Source organism: Paenibacillus sp. NFR01, from assembly GCF_900111565.1.
Classification (GTDB): domain Bacteria; phylum Bacillota; class Bacilli; order Paenibacillales; family Paenibacillaceae; genus Paenibacillus_AQ.
Genome location: NZ_FOIK01000001.1, coordinates 1401256 through 1414475, shown reverse-complemented (window position 1 = coordinate 1414475; position 13220 = coordinate 1401256). Strand labels below are relative to the sequence as shown.

The window sequence follows — 13220 nt, the reverse complement described above, 5'->3', positions numbered from 1 at the left end:
ATGGGCGTTGCGGCAGGGATGACGTCGTCCGGGGACCGTTCTCCTTCCATTCCGTACAGCCGGTTGAATGATTTCCGGATGGAATATATCCTGCAGGGCGGTGTGGAGGAAGCTTGCGGCCAAACTTGCTGCTGCGGTATTCCGCGCTGGAAGCAGCAGGCGCAGTATGCGGTGGGACATACGCTGAACGATTACTACAGTCTTCGACCGGAGGTCCGAAGCTTGACGCCGGTGCAGTTCCTGCTCGAGCGGCGCTGGCCGCCCCATGATAAGGCATTCGATTCCTGGATGCATTATTGGGATGTCAAAACGGCGCTTGCCGACGAGCTGACGCGGTTCGTTGCGGTGAACCACCCCGAAGAAATTCCTGTGATGCGGTATGAGCAGTGGCATGTGCCGGTGCCGGAGCTCGGCCTGGAGCTGGCGATGATTTTTCAGCTGGCCTGGCAGTCGGCGCGGGAAGACCGTTCCCTGAAGCTGCAGAAGCTGATGGTGCACGGGAATGAAGAAGTCATTACCGGTTTTTTGCACATGGCGAATCTGTTCAGCCATAAAGCCTATGGCAAGCCGCCGGAGTCGGTCGAGGTATTCACGCTGCTTGACGGACAGCGGCATTCCTTTGATGGCGCGGCCTTTACCCTCGCGGAGTCGCAGGATTATGTCCGCCTCTTGTCGGTCTTTCTGGATAATGAATCGATTCATGAACCCTTCCATAACTGATTTCTATAGGCCTCGGTGTCCATGCCAAGTGGATCCGAGGTCTTTTTGCGATCCTGGCGGGCCGCATAATGGCAACATCTCCCGCGAATAATAAGGGTTAGCTACGAGGGGGGGATACGATGAGAACCGGAATGAATAAAGGCGCACAGCCGCCAAACACAGGCCATGCAAAGACACCGGCCAGATTAACGTTATCGCTGGAAGAGAGCCTCGCCTCCATTCTTGGCGGACTTGGCGATAGTCCGGATTTGAAGACACGGAGGCTGCGAATCGGGGGAGACCCTTCGGTCGAGGCGGCCATTGTGTATTTCAGCGGTCTTTCTAACTCGGACACCGTCAACCAGTTTATTATCGGCTCGCTGCTCGGCGTTTCTGGAGAAATGGTGGAAGCCGGCCGGATTACCGGGCAAGAGCTGCCGGAGGTTATTCTGGACCGGGCGCTGGAAATCGGCGAAGCCGTGATGGAAGAGAAGTGGAACGATATTGCGTTGGCGCTTCTATGCGGAGACAGCATCATATTGCTCGATGGCCACGATAAGGCGATCATTTGCGAGACCAAGGGCGGGGAGACGCGTGCCGTATCGGAGCCGACCTCGCAGCTTGTAGTGCGCGGACCGAAGGATGCTTTTGTTGAATCCGTCGCCACCAACATTTCGCTCATCCGTAAGCGGATCAAATCGTCCCGGCTTCGGCTGGAATATATGAAAATCGGCAGCGACACCCATACCGACGTCGCCATTGTATATATGAAGGAACTTGCGGGGGAAGAGCTGATTCAGGAAGTGCGCGAACGGCTCGGAAGCATCCGTATCAATGAAGTGCTGGAGTCCGGATACCTGGAGGAATTAATTCAGGACAAGACGTTTACTCCTTTTCCTACGATCTATAATACGGAACGTCCCGATGTTGCATCGGCTAATTTGCTGGAAGGACGCGTCGTCGTTATTGTGGACGGTTCGCCGTTTGTGCTGATTTTGCCCGCCGTGTTCACCCAATATTTCCAATCGCCGGATGATTACGCTTCACGGTTCGATATTGCCGTATTAATGCGGATCGTCCGCTACATCAGCTTTCTGGTCCTGATTCTCGGTCCTTCCGTATATATCGCCATGACGACCTACCATTACGAGATGATTCCCACAACGCTCCTGATCAGCCTGCTGGCCCAGCGGGAGAATGTTCCGTTTCCGGCATTTGTGGAGGCGCTGCTGATGGAGATGGCGTTTGAAATTTTGCGGGAGGCGGGCTTACGCATGCCCCGGGTCATCGGGCAGACGGTGTCGGTGGTTGGGGCGCTGATCCTCGGGCAGGCGGTTGTGGAGGCCGGCATCATCACGCCGATCATGGTTATCGTTGTCGCGCTTACTGGGATTGCCAGCTTTGCGATACCGGCGTATGACATGGCGATTGCCGGCCGCATTATCCGGTTTGCCTTCCTGCTGCTGGCGGGCATGTTCGGTTTTTACGGCGTAATCCTCGGTTTGATCGTGCTGGTGGCCCATATGAACAGCCTGCGCTCCTTCGGGGTCCCCTATTTGTCGCCCTTCGTGCCGATATCCGTCAAAGGCCAGAAGGACACAATTCTCCGCCTGCCGATGTGGATGATGGAATCGCATAAATCGCCGCAGCAGATGAGAGCCGAGCTGCCCGAGTACATGCGGCTTAACACAGGCCACGAGGAAGAGATTGCTCCGCTCATCCGCAGCAACGATGCCAAGAAACCGGTGCGGGAGGATGACAGCGGCCATGAAAAATAAAACGCTCCGATCGTTACGCAAAGCCGTGCTTATTTTTCTGATGCCCCTCTTGCTGAGCGGGTGCTGGGACAGCGTGGAATTGAACCGCCGGGCCATCGTGTCCGGGGTGGCTTTTGACCTGGGCAAGTCAGACATGGAAAAATACGTCGTCTCCTTTCAAGTCATCGTTGCCGATGAAATCTCCGGTCAAAAAACGCGCGGCACCTCCCCCGTAGCTTTGTATACCGGCAAAGGGCGTACGATATTCGAAGCCTTGTCCAATGCTTCCCGCCAGACGGCGCGTTTTTTATCGCTCGGGCATGTCCGGGTACTTGTTGTTTCGGAAGAGCTGGCGCGCCAGGGGATCAGCGATATGCTGGATACGCTCGAGCGGGAGAGCGATGCCCGGCTGACGAGCTTGATGTTCATCTCCAAAGGCCAACCGGCCAAGGACATCTTGTCCACGATGACGGTATTCAGCAAAATTCCGGCCAATGATCTGGTGGAGAAGCTGGAGACAACCTCAAAGCAATACGGCTACAACTACAGAATGGAAGTCGACGATATCATCCGGGGCGTTAAGCTGCCGGGAGGCGGACCGATCATAAACGGGGTGTTCACGCGCGGGAACCGCGGCAAAGCAGATAATAACGATAATCTTAAAACCATCGCTCCGCAAGTTGTGCTCAATGTCAGCGATTTGGCGGCTTTTAAAGGGGATAAAATGGTAGGGTGGCTTAGCGGGAGCGAAGCCTTCGGAACGGTGATCCTGCACAACAAAATCCGCCAGTTTCCGCTCCTTATTCTCCATCCGGGACAGGGATTCATTTCGTTCAACATCTATAAGTCGCAAGTGGGGATACGCGCAATCGCCAAAGTTCCGGAACGGCCGGTCATAAAAATAAAAATATCGCTTCAGGCGGAGTTAAAGGAGTCGCCCAATAATCTGGATTTAACCTCCAGCGTGGTGCTGCAGAAGCTTGCCCGCCAGATTGAGGAAGAAGCACGCAGTCAAGTTCTGGCAGGCATCCAGGCGGCGCGAAAAATGAATAGCGATTTTCTCGGCTTCGGACTTGCGTTGGAACGGGCCAATCCGCGCGGCTGGAAACGGGTCGAGGGCCGCTGGAATGAAATTTTCCAGCATTGCAAAACCGATATCTATATCGATGCTGTCATCCGGCATACCGACATGCGCAGCAATTCGCTCAAAAATAATAAATAGAAGAAACGGAGGTGCTCCATGGGGAAAGTGAAAATCGGAATGATCCAGTTTTTCTGCATCACGCTGCTGTTTGAGCTGGGGACGGCGCTCGTGGTAAACCTGGGGATGGAAGCAGGCAAAGATGCCTGGCTGTCGATTCTGATCGGCGGGCTGGTCGGAATCCTGATCTTTTCGGGATATGCCTACCTGTACCGCCAGTTCCCCGAACTTCCCTTTACCGCTTATACCCGCAAGCTGCTGGGCACATATGTCGGGACCGCGGTGTCGTTACTTTACATCATCCTGTATATCAATCTGGCAGCCCGGGATTTACGGGACGGCAGCAGCATGCTGGCCATGTCCACCATGCACAATACTCCGCTCTTTATCCTCAGCACGTTGATGATTCTTTCCGGCACCTATGTACTTCATAAAGGACTGGAGATATTGACACGTACCTCGCTTGTATTTTCGTTCATGGTGCTTGCCATCGGGCTTATGAGTACGGGGATGCTCATGCTGTCGGGATCGATTAATCTGCATCTGCTTCTGCCGGTGCTGGAGAATGGCCTGGAGCCGGTTCTCCGCTCGGTCGTCCGGCAAAATTACATGTTTCCGTTCGGCGAGATGGTTTGCTTTACGATGCTGATGCCTTACATGTCCGACTCCCGCAAAGGGCCGTGGGTAATCGCTTTGGCCATGCTGGTCTCGGCGGTGACCCTCGCCTTTACGATCGCTTTGAATATCTCCGTGCTGGGCGCCGATATTTCCCGCCGCTCTCCGCTCCCGCTAATGCCGGCGATCAGCAAAATCTCCATTTCCGACTTCATCCAGCGGGTCGACGTATTTGTCGTCATGGTGCTGATTATTGGCGTCTTTTTCAAGATGTCCGTCTTTTTTGCCGCCGCGATGGTCGGAATCTCCGAATTGTTTAAGCTTCCCTACCGGAAGATGCTGTACCCGACCGCTTTGGTCATTCTATTTATCTCCATGCTCGATGCACGCAGCTTTACCGAACATCTCGACGAGGGAGGCAGACTGCTGTATACCGTTTACCCCTTGTTTATGATCGTCATTCCGGCTGTATTAATCGTGATCACCGCGCTGAAAAATCACTTTTCGGCAGCTCGGCGCGGCTGACGTCCCGTGACCCATGTAATGATATCCGGCACGACCAGGCACAGCAGCATAATGAGCGCAACCAGCTTTTCGGCGGGCGTGTAGAGCAGATAGTTGGCGATGTAGCCGATGTTGCTTAGCCCGTATCCGAACAGCCAGTCCCCAAAATAAAGGTAGCCCAGAGACAGCAGGAACAGAAACAGGATGATGATATATTTGCGTACAAGCTGCTTGCGGATTTTTCGCTTCATTAAATAGGCCTCCTTAAATCCTCTCCGGCATAGTATGGAGCGTTTGTCCTGGCCTCATACGGACAAGCGCGGGCGTCTGCGGCTTTTGGACGTGAACGCTTATCAATGCGGAAGTTTTATGTTACATTAGTATGAAACTGATAGAGGGAAGGAGAGGTTCTTACGGTGAAGCCGGATTTGCGCTCTGCTTGGAGCAACAATGTTTTGGTCGGTGACGGAGCCATGGGGACGTTTTTATATCAAAAAGGGTTTCCGGTCGGCATTTCCTATGAAGAGCTTAATCTGATCTCTCCCGGGGTCATTGAAGACGTACATCGCAGCTACATCGAGGCGGGCGCCGTGCTTCTGGAGAGCAATACCTTTTCGGCCAATTATGATAAGCTGTCCAAATACGGCCTCGAATCCAAGGTGGAAGAGATTAACCGAGCCGGCATGCGGATCGCCCGCAGCGCGGCCGGCGAGAACGGTTACGTTGTCGGGGCGGTCGGATCCATCCGGGCCGGCAAACGAGCCAATCTGTCTTCTTCCGAGCTGAAAAAATATTTCGCCGAGCAGCTGTCGGCCCTTCTGCTGGAAGCGCCGGACGGCATCCTGCTGGAGACGTTCTACGACGTGGAGGAGCTTCATCTCGCGGTAAAAGCGGTGCGCAAGCTAAGCGACCTTCCGCTGATCTGCCAGCTCGCCGTGGATGAAACGGCGCGGACGCTGGACGGGCTGACGCTGCCGGAAGCATTCCGGGTTCTGGAGCAGGACGGCGCCGACGTCATCGGCTTCAACTGCCGCACCGGCCCGAACGGCATCAAACGCGCGCTCGGCACCTTAAGCGGCAGCTTGACGCTGCCGGCCTCCGTCTTCCCGAATGCCGGGGTGGCCGATTACGTGGACGGTCAATACCGGTACGGCGCTTCGCCGGAGTACTTCGGGCAGATGGCCCCGGTGTTCGCCGACATGGGCGCCCGAATCATCGGCGGATGCTGCGGTACGACGCCGCAGCACATCGCCGAAATTTCTGCGGCGCTGAAGGATTATATCGTGAAGCCGCTGCCGGAGCCTCAGACCGAAGCGATCCAGCGAATTACGGTGCAGGAGCATTTGGCCGAAGACGGCGGAGAAGAAGGCGCGGAGCCGACGCTGGTCGATCTGGTAAAGCAGCGCCATACCGTGATCGTCGAGCTTGATCCGCCTCGCGATCTTGACATCACCAAGTTCATGCGAGGCGCGGAAGCGCTGCGCAAAGCCGGTGCCGATGCGCTTACGCTGGCCGACAACTCGCTGGCGGTGACGCGGATGAGCAATATGGCGCTCGGCCATCTGGTCCAGGCCAAGACAGGCCTGCGGCCGCTCGTGCATATCGCCTGCCGCGACCGCAACCTGATCGGTACGCAGTCGCATCTCATGGGCTTCGATGCGCTCGGCATAGACCATGTGCTGGCCGTGACCGGAGATCCGGCCCGTTTCGGCGATCTCCCCGGCTCCAGCTCGATCTACGACCTGACGTCGTTCGAGATCATCCGGATGATCCGGCAGCTCAACGACGGCATCGCCTTTTCGGGCAAGCCGCTCAAGCAGAAAGCGAAGTTCGTCATCGGAGCGGCGTTTAATCCGAACGTCAAGCATCTGGACAAAGCGGTGGAGCGGCTGGAAAAGAAGATTAATTCCGGTGCCGATTATATCATGACCCAGCCGGTTTATGATCCGGAGCTGATTGCGAGAATCGCGGCGGCGACGAAGCATTTGAGCGTGCCGATCTTCATCGGGATCATGCCGCTGGCTAGCGGCCGCAATGCCGAGTACCTGCATAACGAGGTGCCGGGCATTCAGCTGTCGGACGAGGTGCGCGGACGGATGTCCGGCCTTGAGGGCGAAGCAGGGCGAGCGGAGGGCGTGAAGATCGCCAAAGAGCTGTTGGACGCGGCGACGGCGCATTTTAACGGCATCTACCTGATGACGCCGTTTATGTTCTATGAGATGAGCGTTCAGCTGCTGGAGCATATTTGGACGAAGCAGGGCCGTAAATTGTCCCCCTTGTTTCGCTAGTAAGAATCAATTACAATAGTGTAATGGATGTGATTCCGTTGTCATTTAGTATGACCGGATACGGTCAATCATCCCTGCAATTCGGCGGTTACAAGATTACATTCGAAGTCAAATCGGTGAACAACCGTTACTGCGAAGTTGTGCTGCGGATGCCCCGGGGTTGGACGGTTTACGAGGATATGCTGCGCCGCAAGGTTCAGCAGCGTGTCAAACGGGGACGGGTAGATGTCATCATCAATCGGGAAATCGCCGAAGAGGCCGCAGCCACTGCGCTGAACCGCTCGGCGGTGCGTTCCTATCTGGAAGCGGCCGAGGCGCTGCGAAGCGAGTTCGGAATTTCCGGCGAGCTGTCTTTGCCGGAGCTGCTGAGCCTTCCCGGTGTGATGGAGCTTAAAGAAGAGGCTGCCGACGGCTTGTCTGCCGCTACTCCGGACGAGTTCTCCGACATGCTGGAGCAAGGCCTGGAAGAAAGCTTGGCCTCTCTCCTTGAGATGAGGGCGCGCGAAGGACAGTATCTGGCCGCGGATATGCTGCGGCGGATCGATCGTCTGCAGGAGCTGCACCGGGGCATGGTCAAGCTGGCTCCGGAGGCTGTGCTGGAATACCGCGAGAAGCTGCGCCAGCGGCTTAGCGGCTTGAGCGACGGGACATTCCCTTTCGACGAGCATAAATTTGGTATGGAAATTGCTATTTTTGCCGACCGCTGCAACATCGATGAAGAGCTGACCCGGCTGCAAAGCCATTTTGGCCAGTGCAGAGCGCTGCTTCAAGGCCGGGAGCCGGCAGGACGCAAGCTGGATTTCCTCGTTCAGGAGATGAACCGGGAGACCAACACCATCGGGATGAAATGCAGTCATCTGACCCTGGTCAATCTGACGCTGGAGATCAAGGCGGAGCTGGAAAAGATCAGGGAGCAAGCGGCGAATTTGGAATAACAATTTGAAGCAAACAAAGTGTACCTATGGGGGGAACAACCGGAACATGGCCATTAAATTAATCAACATCGGCTTTGGAAATATCGTATCGGCCAACCGCATTATTTCCATTGTCAGTCCGGAATCGGCGCCGATCAAACGCATCATTCAGGAAGCAAGAGACCGGCATATGCTGATCGACGCCACCTACGGCCGCCGGACGCGCGCCGTCATCATTACGGACAGCGACCATGTCATCTTGTCCGCGGTCCAGCCGGAAACGGTGGCCCACCGCCTCTCGAGCAAAGATGACGATAACGATGAATAACAACAAATGGAGTGTGCTATGTCAAAAGGATTGCTGATAGTATTATCCGGCCCTTCCGGCGTCGGCAAAGGTACGGTATGTTCCGCGCTTCGCCCGCGTATTCCGCAGCTGGTCTATTCGGTGTCGGCGACGACCCGTTCGCCGCGGGAAGGCGAAGCGGACGGCGTCAACTATTTTTTCAAAAGCAGAGAGCAGTTTGCAGAGATGATTGAAGCCGATCAACTGCTGGAATATGCTGAATATGTAGGCAATTATTACGGGACGCCGCGCGATTTCGTCGATAAGACGCTTGCGGAAGGCAAAGACATTATTCTGGAGATCGAAGTGCAGGGCGCGCTTAAGGTGAAGGAGAAGTTCCCGGAAGGGATTTTCGTATTCCTGCTGCCGCCGTCCATGGATGAGCTGAAGGACCGCATCGTCGGACGCGGCACGGAGCATCCCGATGTCATCAGCCACCGGATGTCTGTGGCTGAGGATGAGATCAGCCTGATCCGCCATTATGATTACGCGGTGGTTAACGATGAGATCGACCTTGCTTGCAAGCGAATAGAAAGCATAATTATCGCCGAACATTGTAAAGTTAGATAAGTAAACTGTGAAGAGGTGTCGTACGTGTTATATCCGTCGATTGATGAAATGATGAACAAAGTCGACAGCAAGTATTCCCTTGTTGTCGCAGCGGCCCGCCGGGCCAGACTGCTCCGCGAAGGCGGAAAGACCGATGTCAAAGCGCCAAGATCGCATAAGCAGGTCGGCGTGGCACTCGAAGAGATCTACGAGGATCGCATCGTCGTCACACGCGGCGAAGAATAGCTTTAAACGACCCGGAAGCCGGCCGGGAAGACGGCGAAGCGCTGTTTTCCCGTATCCGGAAGCCGCGGATGATTTCATAGATTCATATAGCCCGGGCGGGCTGTTGCTGACAACCGGGAGGTTGTTATTTTTTTGGTTACATCCGCATGTTTGCGAGATAAGATGTTCTTAGCAAGGAAAAGGGGGGAATCACCGTGAATCACCTTCAGGGCAAAACGATTATTCTTGGCGTTACGGGCGGCATCGCCGCATACAAAGCCGCGTACTTGACCAGCAGGCTGACGCAAAAAGGGGCGGTCGTCCATGTCATTATGACGGAGTCGGCCAAGCAGTTCATCACCGAGCTGACCTTCCAGTCTTTATCCAAGCAGAGAGTGTACAGCGATACGTTCCAGGAACGCGATCCCGCTTCCATTTCCCATATCGACCTCGCCGGCTCTGCAGACCTGGTGCTGGTCGCGCCGGCTACTGCCAACATGATTGCCAAAATGGCGCACGGCATCGCCGACGACATGCTGTCCACGACGCTGCTCGCCACGACGGCGCCGGTCATGGTGGCTCCTGCGATGAATGTGCATATGTACCGCCATCCCGCGGTTGTCTCCAATATGAACACGCTATACGACCGGGGCGTGCAGTTTATCGAGCCGGGCGACGGCTTGCTGGCCTGCGGTTATGTCGGCAAAGGCCGGCTCGAAGAGCCGGATACGATCGTTTCGGTCGTCGAAGCGTATTTCGCGGGCCAAGCCGCCCCGGAATCGCTTCTGCTTGCCGGTAAAAAAGTGCTGGTAACCGCCGGAGGCACGGTAGAGCGCATCGATCCGGTACGATATATTTCCAACGATTCTTCGGGCAAAATGGGCTTTGCGCTGGCCCGCGCGGCGCGGGCCATGGGCGCCGATGTAACCCTGATTGCGGCCCGTACCGATATTGCTCCGCCACAGGACGCGGATATCGAAGTGGTTCGCGTCGAGTCGGCGCAGCAAATGTACGAGGCCGTCGCCGGCCGGTTCGGCAGCGCCGATGTGCTGGTACAGGCGGCTGCCGTGGCGGATTATCGTCCGAAACAGGCGGCGGAAGCCAAAATCAAAAAGTCGGTCGACAATATGGTGCTTGAGCTGGTGAAAACGACCGACATTCTGGAGACGCTCGGCAAAGCGAAAACAAAGCAATTCGTCATCGGCTTTGCCGCGGAGACGGGGAATACCGAAGGCTATGCACGGGACAAGCTGGTTCGCAAAAACCTCGATCTCATCGTCGCCAACGACGTAACGCTGGCGGGAGCGGGCTTCGGCACGGATACGAATATCGTCTCCGTATATGATGTCGAAGGGCTCGTATTTGATCTGCCGCTGGCGTCGAAAGACGAAGTGGCCCGTAAGGTGCTGGCCGTGGCTGCCGGGCGCCTGAACGGAGTTTTGCAATAATGGATATCGCCAAGGTCATCGTCGATGTTCCCGTGCGCAGCACCGACCGGCCGTTCGATTATTTGATCCCCGCAGCGCTGAAGCTGTGGATTGAGGTGGGCAGCCGCGTGGCCGTTCCGTTTGGCCACCGGACGGTTCAGGGGTTCGTGATTTCGCTGGAATCCGGCGATACCGGTTCTTCTGCAAGCTTGAAACCGGTGCAGGAGGTGCTTGATCTGCTTCCGCCGCTGTCTCCGGAGCTGATTGAGCTGGCCGACTGGATGAGCCAGCGATACGCCTGCCGGAAGATCTCCGCCTTGCAGGCGATGCTTCCGACGGCGCTCAAGGGCAAGGCCGAGCGCTTGATCTCTTTGGGAGAAGGCGAGGACACTCCGGACGGCGGCGATTTGTTGTTTCCGCTGTTTGCGGAAGCCGATCCGGAGGAACAGCGGATCGCCGATTTCGTCCGCCAGGCGGGCGAGGTCAGCATGAAACAGCTGACCAAGACCTTTCCCGGCGCGGCGGAGACGGTGAAGTTCATGCTGCGGCGCGGCGTGTTGACCGAAAGCCAGATGATTAAGGATAAGCTGGGCAAAAAAAAGCTGAAGGCGGTCGAGCTGGCCGTTACGCCGGAAGCTGCGCGCGTTGCGCTCAGCCAGTTTAACGCCCGTTCGGCACGACAAAAGGAAGTGTTGTCATTCCTGATCGACATGGAAGCCCTGCTACCGCTGCCGCTCAAGGATGTGCTTGCTACGCTGCAGGTGACGGCGGGTACGGTTAAAGCGCTCGAAGATAAAGGGTTGGTGGAGCTCAGCGAAGTCGAGGTGTTCCGCGACCCGTACCGGGGACGGAACTTCAAGCCGAGCGCGCCGCTTCCGCTGACGCCCGAGCAGGATGCCGTCTACCGGCGGATCGCCCACACCGTGGATCGTCAGCAGCATGAGGTATTCCTGCTTCATGGCGTAACGGGGAGCGGCAAGACGGAGATTTATTTGCAGACGATCCAGCGCTGCCTCGATTTGGGACGGCAGGCTGTTGTCCTCGTGCCCGAGATTGCGCTTACTCCGCAGATGGTGGAGCGGTTTAAAGGCCGCTTCGGCAGCGAGGTAGCGGTCATGCATAGCCGGCTGTCGGCGGGGGAGCGTTATGACGAGTGGCGAAAAATCCGCGAAGGCAAAGCCAATGTCGCGGTCGGCGCCCGCTCAGCCATCTTCGCCCCGTTCGTCAACCTAGGGCTGATTATCGTCGACGAAGAACATGAATCCTCCTATAAGCAAGAGGAAAATCCGAAATACCACGCCCGCGACGTCGCCGTACACCGGGCTAAGCAGGGGGATGCCGCGGTCATTCTCGGCTCCGCCACTCCGTCGCTGGAGAGTTACTATGCGTCCAAATCGCAGAGCGACGACGATTTCTCGCCGGTGCTGCTTGAAATGCCGAGCCGCGCGCTCGGCAACGCGCTGCCGAAGGTCGAAGTCGTCGACATGCGCGACGAGCTGAAAGCGGGCAACCGGTCCATGTTCAGCCGCAGCCTGCATGCCGGGCTGGAAACAAGGCTTGAGCGCGGCGAGCAGACCGTGCTGCTGCTGAACCGGCGCGGCTTCTCGACATTCGTCATGTGCCGCAGCTGCGGGTATGTCGCCACCTGTCCGGAATGCGACATCTCGCTCACTTACCATAGCCGAAGCGATAACCTCCGCTGCCATTACTGCGGCCATGCCGAAGCATCGCCGCAGGTCTGTCCGGAATGCGGCAGCGAGCATATCCGTTTCTTCGGGACCGGCACGCAGCGGGTAGAAGAAGAGCTCGGCAAGCTGTTTCCGGGCATCCGGGTCATCCGTATGGATGTGGACACGACGACCGAAAAAGGCTCGCATGAGAAGCTGCTGACCCAGTTCCGCGATAAAAAAGCGGATGTGCTGCTCGGCACGCAAATGGTCGCCAAAGGGCTAGATTTTCCCGACGTCACGCTGGTCGGCGTCATAACGGCGGATTCGGCGCTCAATCTGCCCGATTTCCGCGCCGGGGAGAAGACGTTCCAGCTGCTCACGCAGGTGGCCGGACGGGCAGGCCGTCACCAGCTTCCGGGCGAAGTGGTGATCCAGTCATATACGCCGGAGCATTATTCCATCGTGCACGCCGCAGGGCATGATTATAAATCTTTTCTCAGGGAAGAACTGAAACATCGCAAGGCGCTGCATTATCCGCCTTACTGCCGCCTGATCCTGGTCACACTGTCGCATGAACAGCTACCGGCGCTGATCAAGCTGGCGGAGAACTACGCGCTTGAAATTCAGGGAAAAGCAAGGCAGCTGCGCTGGTTTGCCAGCCTCGATAAGCTGACGGAAGATGCGCTCGACCTGCTCGGTCCGGTCGCCTCGCCGTTGCCCCGGCTTAAAGGACGCTACCGCTTCCAGTGCATCATCAAGTGGCGCGGAAGCATCGACGCCGTTGGTCTGGCCAAAAAGGTCGCCGAGGAGCTGGAAGATTCCGCCCGCGATGCCAGCCTGCAGATCAGCATTGACGTTGATCCGCAGATGCTGATGTAACTGCTGTCGGATGCGGATGAAAGAGTTAGTTGGATATTTGGAATAGCTGCTGTTGGCAGCGATTATAAATGGATATTTGGAATAGCTGCTGTAACAAGCAGCTATGATCATTACTATATAAATCAGGGAAAAGAGTAGGGGCGGCG

12 protein-coding genes are annotated in these 13220 nt (G+C 56.5%); 11 read left to right on the top strand and 1 reads right to left on the bottom strand.

Annotation, left to right across the window (positions count from 1 at the left end; all coding sequences use genetic code 11):
* The 4 genes from BMW84_RS06440 (at position 1) to BMW84_RS06425 (ending at position 4797) form a co-directional block, all read left to right on the top strand.
* Positions 1-720 (top strand): hypothetical protein, encoded by a 720-nt coding sequence (locus tag BMW84_RS06440; protein WP_091065718.1) that lies wholly within the window; start codon positions 1-3, stop codon positions 718-720.
* A gap of 119 nt (positions 721-839) precedes the next feature.
* A complete protein-coding gene (locus tag BMW84_RS06435) occupies positions 840-2477 on the top strand; it encodes a spore germination protein (protein ID WP_091065716.1) in 1638 nt (545 codons plus the stop codon).
* Positions 2467-3678, top strand: coding sequence for a Ger(x)C family spore germination protein (locus BMW84_RS06430; RefSeq protein WP_175498695.1), 1212 nt, complete (start codon positions 2467-2469; stop codon positions 3676-3678). Before BMW84_RS06435 ends, BMW84_RS06430 begins: the two co-directional genes overlap by 11 nt.
* A gap of 18 nt (positions 3679-3696) precedes the next feature.
* On the top strand, positions 3697-4797 hold the full coding sequence (locus BMW84_RS06425; protein WP_091065710.1) for a GerAB/ArcD/ProY family transporter: 1101 nt from the start codon (positions 3697-3699) through the stop codon (positions 4795-4797).
* On the opposite strand, the gene BMW84_RS06420 is transcribed toward BMW84_RS06425, so the two are convergent.
* Entirely contained in the window at positions 4770-5027 is a 258-nt protein-coding gene (locus tag BMW84_RS06420; RefSeq protein WP_091065707.1) for a hypothetical protein, read from the bottom strand. The two genes, BMW84_RS06425 and BMW84_RS06420, sit on opposite strands and share 28 nt — an antisense overlap.
* 165 nt (positions 5028-5192) lie before the next feature.
* On the opposite strand from BMW84_RS06420, the gene BMW84_RS06415 reads away from it, so the two are divergent.
* The 7 genes from BMW84_RS06415 (at position 5193) to priA (ending at position 13074) form a co-directional block, all read left to right on the top strand.
* On the top strand, positions 5193-7064 hold the full coding sequence (locus BMW84_RS06415; protein WP_091065704.1) for a bifunctional homocysteine S-methyltransferase/methylenetetrahydrofolate reductase: 1872 nt from the start codon (positions 5193-5195) through the stop codon (positions 7062-7064).
* Between the two features lie 38 nt (positions 7065-7102).
* On the top strand, positions 7103-7999 hold the full coding sequence (locus BMW84_RS06410) for a YicC/YloC family endoribonuclease (RefSeq protein WP_091065701.1): 897 nt from the start codon (positions 7103-7105) through the stop codon (positions 7997-7999).
* A gap of 46 nt (positions 8000-8045) precedes the next feature.
* Positions 8046-8306: an extracellular matrix/biofilm regulator RemA gene (gene remA, locus BMW84_RS06405; RefSeq protein ID WP_006209218.1), complete on the top strand. Its 261-nt coding sequence runs from the start codon at positions 8046-8048 to the stop codon at positions 8304-8306.
* An 18-nt stretch (positions 8307-8324) separates the two neighbouring features.
* Positions 8325-8894 (top strand): guanylate kinase, encoded by a 570-nt coding sequence (gene gmk / locus BMW84_RS06400; protein ID WP_091065699.1) that lies wholly within the window; start codon positions 8325-8327, stop codon positions 8892-8894.
* Positions 8895-8918: 24 nt separating this feature from the next.
* The gene (gene rpoZ / locus BMW84_RS06395) at positions 8919-9119 is read left to right on the top strand and encodes a DNA-directed RNA polymerase subunit omega (RefSeq protein WP_091065694.1); all 201 of its coding nucleotides are present in this window, start codon (positions 8919-8921) and stop codon (positions 9117-9119) included.
* Between the two features lie 194 nt (positions 9120-9313).
* On the top strand, positions 9314-10546 hold the full coding sequence (gene coaBC / locus BMW84_RS06390; protein ID WP_091065692.1) for a bifunctional phosphopantothenoylcysteine decarboxylase/phosphopantothenate--cysteine ligase CoaBC: 1233 nt from the start codon (positions 9314-9316) through the stop codon (positions 10544-10546).
* Positions 10546-13074, top strand: a complete 2529-nt coding sequence (gene priA, locus BMW84_RS06385) for a primosomal protein N' (RefSeq protein WP_091065690.1) — start codon at positions 10546-10548, stop codon at positions 13072-13074. Before coaBC ends, priA begins: the two co-directional genes overlap by 1 nt.
* Positions 13075-13220 lie beyond the last annotated feature (146 nt).

Coding starts and splice junctions, on each gene's coding strand:
- BMW84_RS06440 (WP_091065718.1), top strand. CDS start 1: ATGGGCGTTGCGGCAGGGATGACGTCGTCCGGGGACCGTTCTCCTTCC.
- BMW84_RS06435 (WP_091065716.1), top strand. CDS start 840: ATGAGAACCGGAATGAATAAAGGCGCACAGCCGCCAAACACAGGCCAT.
- BMW84_RS06430 (WP_175498695.1), top strand. CDS start 2,467: ATGAAAAATAAAACGCTCCGATCGTTACGCAAAGCCGTGCTTATTTTT.
- BMW84_RS06425 (WP_091065710.1), top strand. CDS start 3,697: ATGGGGAAAGTGAAAATCGGAATGATCCAGTTTTTCTGCATCACGCTG.
- BMW84_RS06420 (WP_091065707.1), bottom strand. CDS start 5,027: ATGAAGCGAAAAATCCGCAAGCAGCTTGTACGCAAATATATCATCATC.
- remA (WP_006209218.1), top strand. CDS start 8,046: ATGGCCATTAAATTAATCAACATCGGCTTTGGAAATATCGTATCGGCC.
- gmk (WP_091065699.1), top strand. CDS start 8,325: ATGTCAAAAGGATTGCTGATAGTATTATCCGGCCCTTCCGGCGTCGGC.
- priA (WP_091065690.1), top strand. CDS start 10,546: ATGGATATCGCCAAGGTCATCGTCGATGTTCCCGTGCGCAGCACCGAC.